A 16,216-nucleotide genomic window follows, 5' to 3' on the forward strand; every position below is an offset into this window, starting at 1 on the left:
ATGACCGTGCTCTATGGCATTCCCGAGGACCGCGAGGCCTTCCGCCACTACTACATGTCCACCCATGTGCCCATCGCGCAGCGTATGAGGGGGTTGCTGCGCTGGACCCTGAACTGGGTGGATGAATCGGACGATGACGCCCACGAGTCCATCTTCCTCATCGTCGATCTGGTCGCGCGAGACAGGCAAAGTATGGACTCGATCCTCGCCTCACCGGAGGGCCAGGCCGCCTCGGCAGATGTGAAGAACTTCGCGACGGGCGGCGTCAGCTACTTTCGCGGGTATCTTGACGACGTGGCCGTCGCATGAGCCGGGGAACCGGGCTGCGCGTTGCTGTTGTCGGGCTCGGATTCGGGGAGCACTTCCTGCCCATCTACACCGCTCATCCCGATGTGAGCGAGATCGCCATCGTCGACCCGTCGCGGGAACGCCTCATCGAGATCGGGGAGGCCTTCGGAATCGAGTCCCGATACGAGCGCTACGAAGACATGCTCGCAGATCCTCGATGGGATGCGGTACACGTGCTCGCACCGGTGAGCTTTCATTTCAGTTACACAATCGCCGCGCTGGAATCGGGCAAGCATGTGGCCTGTGCGGTGCCGATGGCCACCGAACTTGAGCATGTGGCGGCGATCGTCGAAACTCAGAAGCGAACCGGCCTGAACTACATGCTGATGGAGACCACCGTGTTCTCTGCCGAGTTCCGTGCAATCGCCGGGCTTCACGAGCGGGGCGAACTGGGCGAACTCTCGATGTACAACGGTTTTCATGTGCAGAATCTGGATGGGTTTCCGTCGTACTGGCGGGGGTATCCTCCGATGAAATATGCGACGCATGCGCTTTCGCCGCTTCTGGCGCTCACGGGAGATCGAGTCGTCGACGTCGTGGCCTACGGCTCCGGACGTCTCACGGATGATCGGCGCGGGCAGCATGTGAACGACTTTCCCAGCGAGGTCGGTCTCTTCAGGTTGGCAGAGTCACCCGTTGTTGCCGATGTGACTGTGTCGTTCTTCCAGACGGCGCGACCGTTTCGGGAGGGTTACACCTTCCACGGCGATCGGATGGCCGTGGAATGGCCCCAGGACGAAAGCCTCCCGCCGGATGTCTTCACCTTGGTCGAGCGGGGCGACAGCCGACCGGATGCGCCCAGAGGCGGCGTGACGACGAAGGCTCCGCTTGAGCTCGACCATGGTCATGAACTACTGCCGCCAGATCTCATCCGCTTCACCTCCGGCTTTCAAACTGTCGCTCACAACAGTGGTGAGGTCAGGTCATACACGGCTGACCACGGTGGCTCCCATCCGCATCTGGTGCATGAGTTCATCTCGAGTATCATGCAGCGACGCACCCCGGTGGTCGGTGCTGTGCGCGCGGCGATCTGGAGCGCGCCCGGAATCTGTGCCCACGACTCGGCGATGGCCGGAGGGGAACGCGTGATCGTTCCGCAGTTCTGAGCGGCTCGCTGGCGGAATTGATGCGGTCACCGCTCCGATGCGACAGTGACGATGGATGCTGTGGGCCGGCATCCGCCACAGCCTAGAATTTGAGCGTGTCGAAACCCAAGCGCAGACGGTGGCCCTGGATAGTCGCGATCGTCCTCGCCGTGCTGCTCGTGCCCATCGCGGTGCTCATTGTTCCGATCCTGACCCACCAGGACGGCGGGACCTCGCAGGTGGTCGACTCTGGGGAGCAGTGGCCACTCACCGCCAGCGCGGAAGGCGGTGACGGGCGCGCACGCACCATCGACGTGCACTCCGTCGAACCCGGCGGCACCGTCGACACCTCCGCGCTCCGCGAAGGCGACAGGCTCGTCGTCAGCGGCAGCGGCTACAACCCCTCGCAGGGCATCTACGTCGCCATCTGCAAGATCGCCGCCGACCCCACCGTGAAGCCGGGGCCGTGCCTCGGCGGCGTTCCGTCGACGGAGGGTGAGCAGCAGGAGCAGGGCGCCGTGCAGTTCGCCCCCAGCAACTGGATCAACGACGACTGGGCCTGGAAGCTGTTCGGGGCCCGAGGCTACGACGACGCCGCCACCGGAACCTTCACCGCCTACCTCGAGGTCGCATCCCCCGTCGGCGAGGAGCTCGACTGCCGCGTCGACGAGTGCGCCATCTACACCCGTAACGACCACACGGCGCTCACCGACCGCGTGCAGGACGTCTACATCCCGGTCGGATTCGCCGAGTAACTCGCCTGCCCCTCTCGCCCCGCTCGCGCAGCCCGCCCCGCTCGCCCCGCGAGTGGTCAAATAATGCCCCACGGTCGACCGGTTCGGGCGAAAATTGACCTCTCGCGACCTCTCGCGACCTCTCGCGACCTCGCGTGCGTCGCGCGCGGGTCGCCAGCGCGTCGCGAGTGGTCAGTTCTCGACGCTCCCGTGCCCGGGACGGGTGGATTGTGACCACTCGCGAGAGCGGAAGGATGCGGGTATGGGGGAGCCCTGCGGTGCGGGGATGCTCATACCGCGTCGCACCAGGAGCTTTCGCACGCCGGACACGAACTCGTGCGGGCGTATGTCGAGGTCGTCGGCCGTCACACGCTTGACCCTGTACCCGGCATCCTCGAACGCTTCTCTCCGGAAGATGTCCCGACGAAAGCGATCCCGGTTCGTTCGATGCTCATCGCCTTCGTACTCGAGCACGAGCCGCGCCTCCGGGAACATGAGGTCCGGCTTGCCCACCCTTCGCCCGTCGGCATCGAAAACGGGCTCATTGATGACAGGTTCTGGCAGGCCTGACCGGAGCAGCAGCATCCGAAGTCTGCTCTCGCGGGGAGAGTCGACGCCCGTGCGGATGTGGGTGACCGTAGCCGCCATCGTTCGAGCGCCCCGGCGGCCCGCGCTTCTCTGCACGGCATCGCTCAATTGAGAGAGAGTGGCGAGCGGAGGGCGCCGACCGTCGTTGGTGACGAGGCCCGACACAAGGAAGTCGCCGGCTGCGATAAGTTCATCGACATCGAGCACGGATGCAAGGTGGCACCAGGTTGAGACAGGGTCGGCGACGGGGAGCTCCCCGAGCATCCGGGGCACGGTCGTGGCGGACAGTCGGTGCCCGATCACTCCTCGCGCACGCGGGCGGATGCCGCCGTCGCGCACCGAGACGTGGATACGCGAATCCTGTTCGAGGCGCCAGGGCAGCGGGATGCGGTACAGCAGAGCGGCGGTGATGTGGCTGAAGAACTGACCCGGCGGCATCCGTGCAGCGTAAGCGCGGCAGCGATTCTCGAGGATGCGAAGGTCGAGGCCCACCGCCCTCACGCCTGCAAATGGCCGGTCGACGTCGCGACCGCGCAGCCGTCTCGCCGAGAGACCGGATGCGATCGGATCGCCGACGCGGAATGCGTGACCGGTGAGACAGCTGGGCAGGGGAACTCGTCGGGGCATGAGAACGAGAGTGCCATCGGATGCGGTGGGGTCTGCGGCATCAGTCGACATGTGGGGGAAGCGCGCAGATCGCGTCTCGGGCGAGGAGTGGCCGCAGCCCTCGCTGCAGCCCAGAGCGGATGCCCGCGAGTGGTCACTAAAGAACCCAAAACCAGGACGTATGGGACGAGAAACGACCACTCGCGACCCGGGCGGAGGCTGAAACCACCTCAGTCGAAGAGACCCGCGAGCACCTCGTCGAGCTGCAGCCGCAGGCGCTCCGCGGTGCCGTCGGGGATGTCGTCGCGCACGGCCCTGCGGCGCAACTCAGCGCGCACCCCCTGGCGGAACCCGTTGAGCACGAGCTCCGCCTCCTGCAGCTGCCGCCGTGCCGCGACGCCCTCCTCGCGGCCCTTCTCTCGGCTCGCCCGGGCATCCGTCGTCGACCCCTGGGTTTCGCGCGCTGCCGCAGCCAGATCGGCCCTCAGTGTGCGCATCGCGTCGTTGACGCTGAGCCGCACCTCGTCGGCGAGGCTGCGCACCGACTCGGTCACGCCGCTCTCGATGTCGTCGAGTTCGGCGCGACGGGCCTCGAGTTCTGCGCGTCCCGCATCCGTCACCGAGTAGACGGTCTTGCGGCCGTCCGCCTCACGCGTGACGAGGCCCTCCTCGCCGAGCTTCGACAGGCGCGGATAGATGGTGCCGGCGCTCGGGATGTAGGTGCCGCCGAAGCGATCGCTGAGTGCCTGGATGATCTCGTAGCCGTGCATGGGCCGCTCGGCGAGCAGGCTGAGCAGGTACAGGCGCAGATGGCCGTGGCCGAACACGGGCGTCATGCGTTCGCCCGGGCGTGGAGCACGGAGACGCTGCCGCTGACCGTGTTGGCCCGGAACTCGAGCCAGTCGCCGGCGAGTTCGCCGTACTTTCCGGTGTAGGTGCCGTGGATGCCCGAGATCTCGGAGTCATCGAGCTGCACGCGACCGGATGCTGTGGTGATGCGGTACGACGCAGGAACGCCCGCGGCCAGCCTCACCGTGACATTGCCGGAGACGGTGTTGACCTTGACCTCATCCGGTTCGCCGGAGATGTCGAGGATGACGTCACCCGACACGCTGTCGCAGCTGAAGCGCACGATGTCGCCCGTCGCGGCCAGGTCTCCGCCGACCGTGTGGGCGGAGATGCGGCCCGCGTGATCGCGCACCGAGAGCTCGCCGCTGACGGCGTTCAGGTCGAGGTCGCCGGTGACGCCGTCGATGACGACATCGCCGGAGACGGTGCTGATCTTCGCATCCGTCGTCAGGTCGCTGATGAGGGCGCTCGCCGTGACCACACCGAACTTGAGGGCGACGGAGCGGGGCACCATGATGCTCACCTCTGCGGTGGCTTCGCCGGAGAAGAAACTGAACACCTCCAGGAAGTTGTCCCAGCCGAGCTGCGGGTGGTCGACCTCGAGCACGCCCTCGTCGATGGAGACCTTGAGCGGCTTGCCACGCACGCTGTGCACCTCGACGCGGGCACCGGGCTCGTCGTGGGCGACGATGTTGACCTGCCCGCCGATGAGGCCCACCTTGAGTGACCGCACCTGGTCGAAGTCGATTGTCTTGGGGCCGTCGAGCAGCCACTTCTCTCGTGCCATTGGATCCTCCATATCAAGCTATATCGCGTTTGCGTAAACTCAAGATATATCGCGAGTGCCGCGGACGCAAGAAGAAGTTCTCGAAGGCGCTTGACCTTGACGCAACGTCAACCTCTACCGTTGATCAAGACGAAACGTTCGAGACGAAAGGAGGCAGGAATGGACTGGTCCATCCAAGAGATCGCACGACTCAGCGGCACCACAAGCCGCACGCTGCGCCACTACGACGACATCGGCCTGCTGCCGCCCAGCCGCATCGGCGCCAACGGGTACCGCCACTACGACCAACAGTCGCTCGCCAGGCTGCAACGCATCCTGCTGCTGCGTGAGCTTGGCCTCGGGCTGCCCGCCATCGCCGGAGTGCTCGACGGGCAGCAGGGAGACACGGATGCGCTCACCACGCACCTGCGCTGGCTGCGGCAGGAGAAAGAACGGCTCGACCGGCAGATTGCCGCAGTCGAGACCACCATCATCAAAACGGAAGGAGGCGAGCAGCTCATGGCAGAGGAGATGTTCGACGGATTCGACCACACCCAGTACAAGGAGGAGGTCGAACAGAGGTGGGGCGCAGACGCGTACGCCGCCGGCGACCGCTGGTGGAGGAAGCTGACGGATGCCGACAAAGCAGAATTCGGGCGGCAGCAGAAGCAGATCCAGGCGGACTACGCTGCGGCGTCTGCGGCAGGGGAGCCGGTCGGCGGCGCGCTCGTGCAGGAGATCACGAAGCGGCAGCACGACTGGATCCGCGCCGGTTGGCAGGGGCGCGACGTCCCCGCAGAGGCCATGCGCGGGCTCGGGCAGATGTACGTCGACGACCCGCGCTTCGGCGCCAACTACGGCGGGGTCGAGGGCGCCACGTATGTGCGCGACGCGATGGCGGTCTACGCGGACCGCATGTAGCGCACTCGCCGGTCTCGAGACTGGCGCGGTAGACCGCACCACCTCGACCCGCGGGTAACTCGCCGGTCTCGAGACCGGCCGCCGCGCTACGGAAGCACGAAGTAGAGCGGCGCCCTGTTGCGCAGCCGTCCGTAGCCGTCACGGTGCACCGTCTCGATTGTCGCGAGCGCGGCCCACAGGGCGAGCGTGGCGAGTGACAGCAGCATGATCATGTGGTGACCTCCTCGACAGGGGTGGCGTTCGCGAACGGCGCGGGTGCGGCATCCGCCCCGCGCTTCTCGGGCACGCGCAGCAGCGGCATGGTGACGCCGACCATGGGGCCGATGAGCAGGGCGAAGGCGAGCGTTCCGAAGCCGACGACGCCGCCGAGCAGCCAGCCGATGATCAGCACGCTGCCTTCGATGCCGGTGCGCACCGCCCAGATGGGCCATCCGAAGCGCGAGTGGATGCCCGTCATGAGCCCGTCGCGCGGGCCCGGCCCGAAGCGGGCGCCGATGTAGAGCCCGGTCGCGACGGCCAGCAGCGAGAGCCCGCCGGCGAACAGCAGTATCTGGCCCCACAGTTGTTCTGGCGTGCCGATGAACCACAGGCCGAAGGATGCGGCGGGGCCGATGAGCAGGGCGTTCAGCACCGTTCCGATGCCCGGCTTCTGCCGGATGGGGATCCACAGCAGCAGCACGATGCCTGAGATGAGCACGGTGATGAGGCCGAAGTCGAGGCCGGTCTGCAGTGCGGTTCCCTGCGACAGGATGTCCCACGGGGATGCTCCCAGATTGGCGCGCACCATCATGGCGATGGCGATTCCGTAGAAGAAGAGGCCAATGAGTAGTTGGGAGATCCGGCGGGTCATAGTTCATATCCAATGTCTAAAGCGGCCTTCTATCAAGAGGCCAATCCGCGTATTGTGGCCTCATGTCCACTCTTTCGGCCCGCGCACTGGCCCTGCTTCTCAGCGACTGGCGAGAGCAGGCGACGGCCGCATATCAGGCGCTCGCCGATCGCATCCGACTTCTCGTGCTCGACGGCCGACTGCCGGTCGGCGCCCGGCTTCCCGCCGAAAGGGAGCTCGCTGCTCGACTCGGCATCAGCCGCACAACCGTCACCGCCGCCTACGCCGAACTTCGCGACGCCGGCTACCTGAGCAGCGTGCGCGGTTCGGGCAGTGTGACGCGGCTGCCCGGCCCGGGCCCGATATCGATCGACCCGAACGTCGACGGCTATCTCGACTTCACCAAGGCGGCCATGCCGGCCGTGCCCGGGATCGTGGATGCCGCGGCGAGAGCCATCGAGGAGCTGCCCGGCTACCTGGGCGACACAGGCTTCGACCCGCTCGGAATCCCGGTGCTGCGCGAGGCGATCGCGCGCCGCTACACGGCCCGCGGCCTGCCCACCGAGCCGAACCAGATCATGGTGACCATCGGCGCGCAGCACGCCATCGCACTGCTCGCCCGCACTCTCATCGGGCGCGGCGACAGCGCCATCGTCGAAGCCCCCACCTACCCGCACGCGTATGAGGCGCTGCGGGTGGCCGGCGCGCGGCTCGTGCCGGTGAGCGTCACCACCGAGCACGGCTGGGATGAGGCGGCACTGGAGCAGGCGATCCAGCGGTCGAGCCCCGCGCTCGCCTACCTGATGCCCGACTTTCACAACCCGACCGGACGCAGCATGTCGCCCGAGATGCGCGAACGGGTGGCCCAGCTGGCCGCGCGGCACGGCACCCGCATCATCGCGGACGAGACCATGGCCGAGCTGGCGATCGACGAGGCGCCATCCGCACTGCCCTTCGCGGTCACGGGGGATGCGATCACGATCGGCTCCGTCGGCAAGACCGTGTGGGGTGGCATCCGTGTCGGTTGGATTCGGGCGGAACCCGCCCTCATCCAGAAGCTCGCCCGCAACCGACTCTCGGGCGACCTCGGCACCCCCATAATCGAGCAGCTGATCGTGACGCAGCTGCTGGCCGACTACGACAGCATCCTGGAGTTGCGCCGCCTGCAGCTGCGTGATGGGCGCGACCACCTGGTGTCGGCGCTGCGGGAGGCGCTGCCCGAGTGGAGTGTTCCGCGGGCCGCCGGCGGGCTCACCACCTGGGTGAACCTGGGCGCGCCCGTCAGCTCACAGCTGACCCTCGCCGCCCGAAACGAGGGGCTGCTCATAACTGCGGGCCCCAGGTTCGGCATCGATGGCGCGTTCGAACGCTTCATGCGCGTGCCGCACAGCTACCCGCGCGACGAGACCGACCGGGCCGTGGCGATGCTCGCCCGCGCGTGGGGCTCACTCGCCCGAGCGCCGCAGGAGCAGGCCGACTATTTCGCGGTCGTCGTGTAGCGGACCCGCTGGTCGCATCCGCCCTGCCTCGCCCTCGCATCCGCCCTGCCTCCACCCGGTTCCTTCGCCGAGACTGCACGAATCGCACGCTTTTGGGCTCCGAACGTCGACTATGCGTACTTTCGGGGTTTCGGTTTCGAGACGACCTCGTGCCTCGGTCCCTCAACCCGCAGAGTCACTCCGAGCGGGCAGGCGGCACGTGCAGCAGCGGCATGAAGAAGTGCACGAGTGGGCCGATGAGCAGGGCGAAGGCGAGCGTTCCGATTCCGACGTTGCCGCCGAGCATCCAGCCGATGGCGACGACGACGATCTCGATGCTGGTGCGAACCAGCCAGATGGGTTTGCCGGTCACGCGGTGCAGGCCCGTCATGAGGCCGTCGCGTGGTCCGGGCCCGAAGCGGGCGCCGATGTAGAGGCCGGTGGCGAAGCCGTTGAGCACGAGGCCGGCCGCGAACAGCAGGATGCGCTGCCACAGCTCCTCCGGCACGGTCGTCATGCCGAGGAACAGTTGGATGAATGCGCCCACCAGCAGCGCGTTGCCCACCGTGCCGATGCCCGGTTTCTGCCGCAGTGGGATCCACGCGAGCAGCAGCACGACGCTGATGATGATGGTCAGCATCCCGAACGGCAGGCCGGTGACGTTGACAAACCCCTGCGTGAAGACATCCCAGGGCGGGATGCCGACGACGCCGCGCAGCATCATGGTGATGCTCAGGCCGAAGAGGGCGAGCCCGAGGAGCAGCTGCGTGATGCGCCTGGTCATGGTGAGAGCGGGTGACACGGTCGACAGTCAACACCACTTCACCGGGTCGTCTGGCATTCGGCTGTTCGTTACCTGATGGCTGCGATACTGATTCTCGGCATTCGCCACCGCTTTTCGTCGCATCAGCAGCCAGCCCGGGAGAATCGTGCACCTGCTTTCTGTCTTCAGCCTGCGCAACCGGGCCCTCATCGCACTGGTCACGATCGTGGTGGCGGTCTTCGGCTCGCTCGCGCTGACGAGCCTCAAGCAGGAGCTGATCCCTTCTGTCTCGTTCCCGCAGCTGGTCGTCGTGACCGCGTACCCGGGGGCGGCCCCCGAGGTGGTCAACGAGGATGTGAGCACGCCGATCGAGACGGCCATCCAGGGCGTTCCGGGCCTTGAGGGTACGACGGCGACCTCGCGCAGCAATGTGTCGACGATCAGTGCGTCGTTCGTGTACGGCACCGATCTGGCGACGGCCGAGCAGAAGGTCGGCCAGGCGATCAACCGCATCAAGTCGACGCTGCCGGCGGATGTCGACCCGCAGGTGATCACGGGCAGCATCGATGATCTGCCGGTGATCCAGATTGCGGTGACGAGCGACCTCGACCCGCGTGATCTGACGGCCCTGCTCGAGCAGTCGACGTTGACGGACATCCAGGGTCTTGAGGGTGTTCGCGAGGCGAGCCTTCTGGGCACCACGGGTCAGCGTCTGGTGATCACGCCCGATCGCGCGAAGCTGGCGGCGGCGGGCACATCGCAGTCGGCGATCACGGATGCCCTGGATGCGAACGGTCTGCTGCTTCCGGCGGGCGAGCTGACGGAGGACGGTTCGACGCTGTCCGTGCAGGCGGGCTCCCGGCTGGAGTCGGCGGATGCGATCGGCGCGCTGCCGCTCGCGGGCGTGCTGTCGGAGGCCGGCGATGCGGTGACGATCGCCGACGTCGCGAAGGTCGCGCTCGAGGACAACCCTGTGACGGGCATCTCCCGTGTCGACGGCGAGCCGGCGCTCACCATCGCGGTGACGAAGACCCCGGCGGGCAACACGGTCGCCGTCTCCCAGCTGGTGCAGGATGCGATCCCCGGCATCGAGGACTCGCTCGGCGACGGCACGAAGCTGACGGTCGTCTTCGACCAGGCCCCCTTCATCCAGCAGTCCATCGAGTCGCTCGCGACGGAGGGCATCCTGGGTCTCGTCTTCGCGGTGATCGTGATCCTGGTGTTCCTGCTGTCGATCCGTTCGACACTGGTGACGGCGATCTCGATCCCCGCATCCGTGCTCATCACCTTCATCGGCATGCAGGCGGCCGGCTACAGCCTCAACATCATCACTCTGGGCGCGCTGACGATCGCGATCGGCCGGGTCGTGGACGACTCGATCGTCGTCATCGAGAACATCAAACGGCACATCGGCCTCGGTGAGGACAAGCTGGCGGCCATCCAGACGGCGGTCAAGGAGGTCGCCGCGGCGATCACCGCGTCGACGGTGACGACGGTCGCCGTGTTCCTGCCGCTGGCACTCGTCGGCGACATCACGGGCGAGCTGTTCCGGCCGTTCGCGCTGACGGTGACGATCGCGCTCGCCGCGTCGCTGTTCGTGTCGCTGACGATCGTGCCCGTGCTGGCGTTCTGGTTCCTGGGCCGCAAGCCGGAGAAGGCGCACGCTGAAGAGGCGATTGCCGAAGCGGATGCCGATGCGAACTCCGTCGACGGAGCATCCGAGACGGCCGTCCCCTCGCGCCGTGCCCTGCGCAGCGGCACCGCCGACGCAGACCTGCACGAGCTCGACACGCCCACCCGCCTGCAGAAGCCGTACCTGCCGATCCTGAACTTCACGCTCAAGCGGCCCGCCGTGACCATCCTCGCGGCGCTGCTCGTGCTGGGTGGCACCGTCGCGATGGTGCCGAGCATGAAGACGAACTTCATCGGCGACAGCGGCCAGAACACGCTCACGGTGAGCCAGAAGCTGCCGTTGGGCGCGAGCCTCGAGGCGCAGGATGCTGCGGCCACGACCGTCGAGGACGCCCTGCGCGGCATCGACGGCATCACGACCGTGCAGACCTCCATCGGCTCCGGCGGCAGCTCGCTGATGGCCGCATTCGGCGGTGGCGGCGGAATCAGCTTCTCGCTCGTCACCGACCCGGATGCCGACCAGGAGGCACTGCAGGCGACCGTGCGCGACAAGATCGCCGGCCTCGATGACGTCGGCGAGGTCTCGCTCGCCGCGGCAGGCTCAGGCTTCGCCTCCACCGACATCTCCGTCGACATCACCGCGACCAACCAGTCGGACCTCGCCGATGCGGCGGATGCCGTGCTCGCCGCCGTCGCCGACCTCGACGTCACCGCCGAGGCATCCAGCAACCTGGCCGTCTCGCAGCCGTACATCGGCATCGTCGTCGACCGCAACAAGGCGGCCAAGCTGGGCCTGAGCGAGCTGGCCGTCGGCGGCATGGTGTCGCAGAGCATGCTGCCGCGCGCCGTCGGAACCGTCGTCATCGACGAGAAGACGATGTCGATCTACGTCGACAGCGGAACCGCGCCTGCGACCGAAGATGAGTTACGGGACTTCGCCATCCCGACCGCCACCGGCCTCGTGCCGCTGTCGGAACTCGCCACCGTGGAGAAGGTCGACGGCCCGGCCAGCATCACCACCATCAAGGGTGTGCGGGCGGCGACCGTCAGCGTCACCCCGAACGGTGACGACGTGGGCACCGCATCGACCGAGATCCAGACCGCAGTCGACAGCGTGGACCTGCCCGCCGGCGCGAAGGCCGAACTGGGCGGCGTCACCGCGCAGCAGGGCGACGCGTTCACGCAGCTGGGGCTCGCACTGCTGGTGGCCATCCTCATCGTCTACGTGGTGATGGTCGCCACATTCAAGAGCCTGCGCCAACCGCTGCTGCTGCTCGTGTCTGTTCCGTTCGCGGCGACGGGCGCGATCGCGCTGCAGGTGCTCTCCGGGGTGCCGCTCGGCGTGCCGTCGCTCATCGGCGTGCTCATGCTCATCGGCATCGTGGTGACGAACGCGATCGTGCTCATCGACCTCGTCAACCAGTACCGAGAGCGCGGGATGCGCGTGGTCGACGCGATCGTGCACGGCGCGTCACGACGACTGCGGCCGATCCTGATGACGGCCCTCGCCACGATCTTCGCGCTGCTGCCGATGGCGGTCGGCCTGACCGGCCACGGCGGCTTCATCTCGCAGCCGCTCGCGATCGTCGTCATCGGCGGCCTCGTGTCGTCGACGCTGCTGACGCTCGTCGTGCTGCCGTCGCTGTACTACCTGGTGGAGGGCGCGAAGGAGCGCCGGGAGGACCGCCGCGCGGCGCAGTAACAACCCGCTGGTCGAGGTGCAGTAACAACCCGCTGGTCGAGGTGCAACGTGCGCAGCGGCACCACCCGCTGGTCGAGGTGTCGCCCTCTGGGGCGACAGTCTCGAGACCGGCGCTGCGAGTAACTCGGTGTGCCGGTTTCGAGACGATCGCGTAGACCGCGATCCCTCAACCGGCGGGGTTACTCGACCAGCGGGGGCGTCACGCCGGAGTGCTGTGCTGTGCCGCCATCCGCACGGGCGCGTTGAGCGCGCCGTAGCCGTCGTAGCCTCCGCGGCGTTCGACCATTTCGAGGAACACGCCGCCGACGGTGGGCGAGTAGAAGTGGATGAACTCTCCGTCTCCGTCGCGGTCGTAGAAGAGTCCGAGTTCGCGCAGCTCTGAGAGCAGGCCGCTGTCGAGGTCGAAGCGTGCCGCGAGGTCGTCGTAGTAGTTGCTCGGGATCTGCAGGAACGTCAGCCCGGAGTCGCGCGCTCGGCGCGCCACCGCGATGAGGTCGTCGCAGCGCACCGCGATGTGCCGGGTCGGCAGCGGGGCGGTGGGGGGTGCGAGGTTTATCGGCAGGCGCACCACCCCGTCGGGCGTGCGCATCACCTGGCTGCGCACGAGCCCGCTGAGGCTCGGTACCTGTGCGGATGATTCGCTCGAGAGTGAGAGCACGCTGCTGGTGAAGAGCACCGCCTCGTCGAACTCCTGCCAGCGGTAGCCGAGGTTCACATGGTCGATGGTCCCGCGGAGCGCCCCGGTGTCGCTGGTGCCTCCGTCGAATTCGGTGACCCAGGATGTTTCGGCGGGTCGGTCGTTCCAGTACACCTCGGTGCCGTCGGGTGCTGCGACGGCGCGCAGTTCCTGTTCGCCGGCGTAGGTGCGGCGGAAGACATTGGGGGCGCCGAGGGCGAGCGCGCGGTCGACGGCGGATCTCGCGTCGCCGACGTCCAGGCCGAAACCGGCCAGGCGGGGCTGTTCGTGTCTGGCCTGTTCGTTGAGGATGATCCGTGCGTCTCCGGCGGTCCAGAGGCGTACGGGTTTGCTGCGGTGCCGGCCGCGGAAGGTGAAGCCGAGTTGTGCGAGCATCTGGTCGAGGTCGGAGAGGTCGGCCCCGGCGATCTCGACGAAGTCGATGCCTGTCGCTGGCTGGGCGTCGTCGAGGCGGTTCTCCGGCCAGCCGTTCTCGGCGGCGGTGCGGTCGGCGAGCCATGTCAGGGAGCGGCGGGCGTGCGCGGCGGTGCGCACGGCATCCGTCTGGCGGTAGGTGTCGTTGAACACCTCGAGCGAGAGCGGGCCGGTGTAGCCGGCGCGGAGGACGTGGGCGAGGAAGTCGGTGAGCGCAAACGCGCCTTCGCCGGGGAACAGCCGGTGGTGTCGGCTCCACGACAGCACGTCCATGTTCAGCGCGGGCGCGTCGGCGAGCTGCAGGAAGAAGATCTTGTCGCCGTCGATCTGTTCGATCCCTGCCGGGTCGTGGCCGCGCGAGAGGATGTGGAAGCTGTCGAGGCAGGTGCCCAGGTTGGGGCGGTCGGCGAGCTGGATGATGCGCCAGGCGTGCCGGTAGTCGTCGACGAAGCGACCCCAGGCGAGGGCTTCGTAGGCGATTCGGATGCCCCGGGTGGCTGCGAGGTCGGCGAGAGCGCCGAGTTGGCGGGCTGCGACCTCGTCGTCGTCGATCGTGGCGGTGGCCACGTTGCTGCAGACGAGGATGAGGGTTGCGCCGAGGCGCTGCATGACGTCGAATTTGGCTTCCGCGCGGCGCATGTTGTCGGCGAAGGTCGCATCGTCGACGCCTTCGAAGTCTCGGAAGGGTTGGAACAGGTCGATGGTGAGGCCGAGTCGTTCGCACAGTGCGCGGATCTCCTCTGGCGACTCGTAGGCTGCCACGAGGTCGGCATCCATGATCTCGACTCCGTCGAAGCCGGCGGCGGCGCAGGCGTGGAGTTTCTCGGTGAGGCTTCCTGACAGGCAGACGGTGGCAATGGATGTGCGCATCGCCCCAATGTACCGATTTGTACATTGATGCGACAGGGGTCTTGCAGACCTAATGTAATAACCAGTACGTTAGTTACCGCGCGGGTGACTGCGCCCAAGAGAACAAGGAAGTCTCGTGAGCAGTACACAACCACGTCAACGACGACAAGGCCCCCTGTGGCGCATCGTCTCCATTCTCACCGCGGTGGAGATCGTGATCGGGGCCATCGCCCTGCTCGCGATCTTCGTTCTCGTCTTCATGCAGGCGGCGCAGCGCTACACGTCGTTCGAGAGCTTCGCCTGGACGGGTGAGCTCGCGAAGTTCGCCATGATCTGGCTCAGCTTCTCGGTGATGGGTGTGCTCGTGACATCCCGCGGCCACATCGCCCTCGAGATCGTCGACAGCTTCAAGAACAAGATGATCGTGCGCGTCGTGCAGACCATCGCGCTCGTGATCGTCGTAGCGGTGGGCGCCGGCCTCGTCGCCGAGGCGTGGGCGCTCGTCACGACCCAGGGCATCATCAAGTCGCCCGTTCTGCGCCTCCCCATGTCGTTCGTCTACATCCCCGTTCTCATCGGTGTCGCGAGCCTCACCATCCGGGCCGCCATCGCCGCCATCGACGTCGTCATCAACGGCCCGCACCTCGCGGACTACGAAGAAAGTGAAGTGACGGCCGCATGAGTCTCATCGTTCTCGGCCTCCTCATCGCCGTACTCCTCGTCATCCGTGTGCCCGTCGCGTTCGCCTTCCTCGGCCCCTCCATGCTCTACATGGTGCTCGAGGGCCAGTCGACCGGCATGGCGCTGCGCAGCGTCACCAACGCGATGGGCAGCTTCCCGCTGCTCGCCGTGCCACTCTTCATCTTCCTGGGCGCCCTCGCCAACCATGCGGGAATCGCCGACCGGCTCTTCCGCTTCGCCCTCGCCGTGCTGGCGCGGGTGCGGGGCAACCTCGGCTACGTCGCCGTCGGCACCAGTGTCGGCTTCTCCTGGATGAGCGGATCGGCCGTCGCCGACGCCGCCGCGCTGGGCAAGGTGCAGATCCCGGCCATGATCCGTGCGGGCTACAGCCGACGCTTCGCGACCGGCGTCAATGCCGCCTCGTCGCTCGTCGCGCCCGTCATGCCCCCGAGCATCCCCGCCGTCATCTTCGCCGGGCTCGCCGCCATCTCGACCGGCGCGCTGTTCGCGGCATCCGTCATCCCGGCGCTGCTGATGGCAGCCGGCCTCTGCATCGTCGTGTGGGTGCTCGTGCGACGCAACCCCAGCATCCAGAAGGGCGTGTGGGACAGGGCCGAGGTCATTGCGTCGAGCAAGGGCGTCATCCTGCCGATGGTCACGCCGTTCATCATCCTCGGCGGAATCCTCGGCGGCTTCTTCACCCCCACGGAGGCCGCAGCCGTCGGCGTCGCCTACATCCTTCTCGTCGGGCTCCTGCAGCGCTCGCTGAGCCTCAAGGGTTTCATCACGGCGGTCAAGGAGTCGGTCATGACGACCGCCTCCATCATGGTCATCGTCGCCAGCGCATCGCTCCTCGGCTACATCCTGGCGAGGGAGCGGCTGCCCCAGCTGCTCACCGAGTTCTTCTTCACGCTCACCGACAACCCGACCGTGTTCATGGCGCTCGCCGCCGTGCTCATGCTCATCCTGGGTACCGTCATCGACGCGACGGCCATCCTCGTGCTCGTCGTGCCGATCCTCATGCCCATCGCGGTGCAGTACGGCGTCGACCCGATCGTGCTCGGCGTCATGCTGATCATCTCGCTCATGATCGGACTGCTGACCCCGCCGGTGGGCACCGTGCTGTTCGTGACCGCCGCGGTGTCGAGGACCCGGGTGGGAGAGGTCTTCAAGGGCTGCCTGCCGTTCATCATCCCGTCGCTCGTGATCGTCGTGCTCGTCATCCTGTTCCCCGACGCGGTCATGTGGCTGCCGGGGGTGCTCGGGCTGTGACC

General features: G+C 67.1%; 15 protein-coding genes. 8 read left to right on the forward strand and 7 right to left on the reverse strand.

From position 1 onward, the window contains the following. The 3 genes from FB562_RS13015 to FB562_RS13025 all read left to right on the forward strand — a co-directional run bounded on the left by FB562_RS13015 (window position 1) and on the right by FB562_RS13025 (window position 2,188). On the forward strand, window positions 1-309 hold the full coding sequence (locus FB562_RS13015; RefSeq protein WP_141881736.1) for an EthD family reductase: 309 nt from the start codon (window positions 1-3) through the stop codon (window positions 307-309). Then, window positions 306-1,454, forward strand: coding sequence for a Gfo/Idh/MocA family protein (locus FB562_RS13020; protein ID WP_141881737.1), 1,149 nt, complete (start codon window positions 306-308; stop codon window positions 1,452-1,454). Before FB562_RS13015 ends, FB562_RS13020 begins: the two co-directional genes overlap by 4 nt. A 95-nt stretch (window positions 1,455-1,549) precedes the next feature. Then, on the forward strand, window positions 1,550-2,188 hold the full coding sequence (locus FB562_RS13025) for a hypothetical protein (RefSeq protein ID WP_246081503.1): 639 nt from the start codon (window positions 1,550-1,552) through the stop codon (window positions 2,186-2,188). A gap of 171 nt (window positions 2,189-2,359) precedes the next feature. On the opposite strand, the gene FB562_RS13030 is transcribed toward FB562_RS13025, so the two are convergent. The 3 genes from FB562_RS13030 to FB562_RS13040 form a co-directional block, all read right to left on the reverse strand. Next, window positions 2,360-3,433, reverse strand: a complete 1,074-nt coding sequence (locus FB562_RS13030) for a hypothetical protein (protein ID WP_141881739.1) — start codon at window positions 3,431-3,433, stop codon at window positions 2,360-2,362. Window positions 3,434-3,591: 158 nt separating this feature from the next. Further along, window positions 3,592-4,197, reverse strand: coding sequence for a PadR family transcriptional regulator (locus FB562_RS13035; protein WP_141881740.1), 606 nt, complete (start codon window positions 4,195-4,197; stop codon window positions 3,592-3,594). Beyond that, window positions 4,194-4,997 (reverse strand): DUF4097 family beta strand repeat-containing protein, encoded by an 804-nt coding sequence (locus FB562_RS13040; RefSeq protein ID WP_141881741.1) that lies wholly within the window; start codon window positions 4,995-4,997, stop codon window positions 4,194-4,196. Before FB562_RS13040 ends, FB562_RS13035 begins: the two co-directional genes overlap by 4 nt. A gap of 159 nt (window positions 4,998-5,156) precedes the next feature. On the opposite strand from FB562_RS13040, the gene FB562_RS13045 reads away from it, so the two are divergent. Further along, window positions 5,157-5,897: a MerR family transcriptional regulator gene (locus FB562_RS13045; RefSeq protein ID WP_141881742.1), complete on the forward strand. Its 741-nt coding sequence runs from the start codon at window positions 5,157-5,159 to the stop codon at window positions 5,895-5,897. A gap of 86 nt (window positions 5,898-5,983) precedes the next feature. On the opposite strand, the gene FB562_RS13905 is transcribed toward FB562_RS13045, so the two are convergent. Beyond that, window positions 5,984-6,109, reverse strand: a complete 126-nt coding sequence (locus tag FB562_RS13905) for a hypothetical protein (RefSeq protein WP_281284334.1) — start codon at window positions 6,107-6,109, stop codon at window positions 5,984-5,986. Continuing rightward, the gene (yczE, locus tag FB562_RS13050; protein ID WP_221625430.1) at window positions 6,106-6,747 is read right to left on the reverse strand and encodes a membrane protein YczE; all 642 of its coding nucleotides are present in this window, start codon (window positions 6,745-6,747) and stop codon (window positions 6,106-6,108) included. Before yczE (FB562_RS13050) ends, FB562_RS13905 begins: the two co-directional genes overlap by 4 nt. 62 nt (window positions 6,748-6,809) lie before the next feature. On the opposite strand from yczE (FB562_RS13050), the gene yczR reads away from it, so the two are divergent. Then, window positions 6,810-8,225 carry a MocR-like transcription factor YczR gene (gene yczR / locus FB562_RS13055; protein WP_141881743.1) on the forward strand — a complete coding sequence of 472 codons (1,416 nt, stop codon included), beginning with the start codon at window positions 6,810-6,812 and terminating at the stop codon, window positions 8,223-8,225. Window positions 8,226-8,400: 175 nt separating this feature from the next. On the opposite strand, the gene yczE (FB562_RS13060) is transcribed toward yczR, so the two are convergent. Further along, the gene (gene yczE, locus FB562_RS13060; protein ID WP_221625431.1) at window positions 8,401-9,006 is read right to left on the reverse strand and encodes a membrane protein YczE; all 606 of its coding nucleotides are present in this window, start codon (window positions 9,004-9,006) and stop codon (window positions 8,401-8,403) included. A gap of 127 nt (window positions 9,007-9,133) precedes the next feature. Here yczE (FB562_RS13060) and FB562_RS13065 point away from each other — a divergent pair, with 127 nt between their 5' ends. Next, on the forward strand, window positions 9,134-12,301 hold the full coding sequence (locus tag FB562_RS13065; protein WP_141881745.1) for an efflux RND transporter permease subunit: 3,168 nt from the start codon (window positions 9,134-9,136) through the stop codon (window positions 12,299-12,301). A gap of 199 nt (window positions 12,302-12,500) precedes the next feature. On the opposite strand, the gene FB562_RS13070 is transcribed toward FB562_RS13065, so the two are convergent. After that, entirely contained in the window at window positions 12,501-14,282 is a 1,782-nt protein-coding gene (locus FB562_RS13070) for a bifunctional sugar phosphate isomerase/epimerase/4-hydroxyphenylpyruvate dioxygenase family protein (protein ID WP_141881746.1), read from the reverse strand. A 115-nt stretch (window positions 14,283-14,397) separates the two neighbouring features. Here FB562_RS13070 and FB562_RS13075 point away from each other — a divergent pair, with 115 nt between their 5' ends. Together FB562_RS13075 and FB562_RS13080 are read left to right on the forward strand one after the other, a co-directional pair. After that, the gene (locus tag FB562_RS13075) at window positions 14,398-14,943 is read left to right on the forward strand and encodes a TRAP transporter small permease (RefSeq protein ID WP_141881747.1); all 546 of its coding nucleotides are present in this window, start codon (window positions 14,398-14,400) and stop codon (window positions 14,941-14,943) included. Further along, a complete protein-coding gene (locus FB562_RS13080) occupies window positions 14,940-16,214 on the forward strand; it encodes a TRAP transporter large permease (protein ID WP_141881748.1) in 1,275 nt (424 codons plus the stop codon). Before FB562_RS13075 ends, FB562_RS13080 begins: the two co-directional genes overlap by 4 nt. Window positions 16,215-16,216 lie beyond the last annotated feature (2 nt).

Source organism: Homoserinimonas aerilata (assembly GCF_006716125.1).
In the GTDB taxonomy this organism is placed as follows: domain Bacteria; phylum Actinomycetota; class Actinomycetes; order Actinomycetales; family Microbacteriaceae; genus Homoserinimonas; species Homoserinimonas aerilata.

Excerpts from the sequence above, each read along its gene's own strand:
- FB562_RS13030 (WP_141881739.1), bottom strand. The coding sequence starts at position 3,433 with ATGTCGACTGATGCCGCAGACCCCACCGCATCCGATGGCACTCTCGTT.
- FB562_RS13040 (WP_141881741.1), bottom strand. The coding sequence starts at position 4,997 with ATGGCACGAGAGAAGTGGCTGCTCGACGGCCCCAAGACAATCGACTTC.
- FB562_RS13015 (WP_141881736.1), top strand. The coding sequence starts at position 1 with ATGACCGTGCTCTATGGCATTCCCGAGGACCGCGAGGCCTTCCGCCAC.
- FB562_RS13045 (WP_141881742.1), top strand. The coding sequence starts at position 5,157 with ATGGACTGGTCCATCCAAGAGATCGCACGACTCAGCGGCACCACAAGC.
- FB562_RS13035 (WP_141881740.1), bottom strand. The coding sequence starts at position 4,197 with ATGACGCCCGTGTTCGGCCACGGCCATCTGCGCCTGTACCTGCTCAGC.
- yczR (WP_141881743.1), top strand. The coding sequence starts at position 6,810 with ATGTCCACTCTTTCGGCCCGCGCACTGGCCCTGCTTCTCAGCGACTGG.
- FB562_RS13080 (WP_141881748.1), top strand. The coding sequence starts at position 14,940 with ATGAGTCTCATCGTTCTCGGCCTCCTCATCGCCGTACTCCTCGTCATC.
- yczE (WP_221625430.1), bottom strand. The coding sequence starts at position 6,747 with ATGACCCGCCGGATCTCCCAACTACTCATTGGCCTCTTCTTCTACGGA.
- FB562_RS13020 (WP_141881737.1), top strand. The coding sequence starts at position 306 with ATGAGCCGGGGAACCGGGCTGCGCGTTGCTGTTGTCGGGCTCGGATTC.
- FB562_RS13905 (WP_281284334.1), bottom strand. The coding sequence starts at position 6,109 with ATGATCATGCTGCTGTCACTCGCCACGCTCGCCCTGTGGGCCGCGCTC.
- FB562_RS13070 (WP_141881746.1), bottom strand. The coding sequence starts at position 14,282 with ATGCGCACATCCATTGCCACCGTCTGCCTGTCAGGAAGCCTCACCGAG.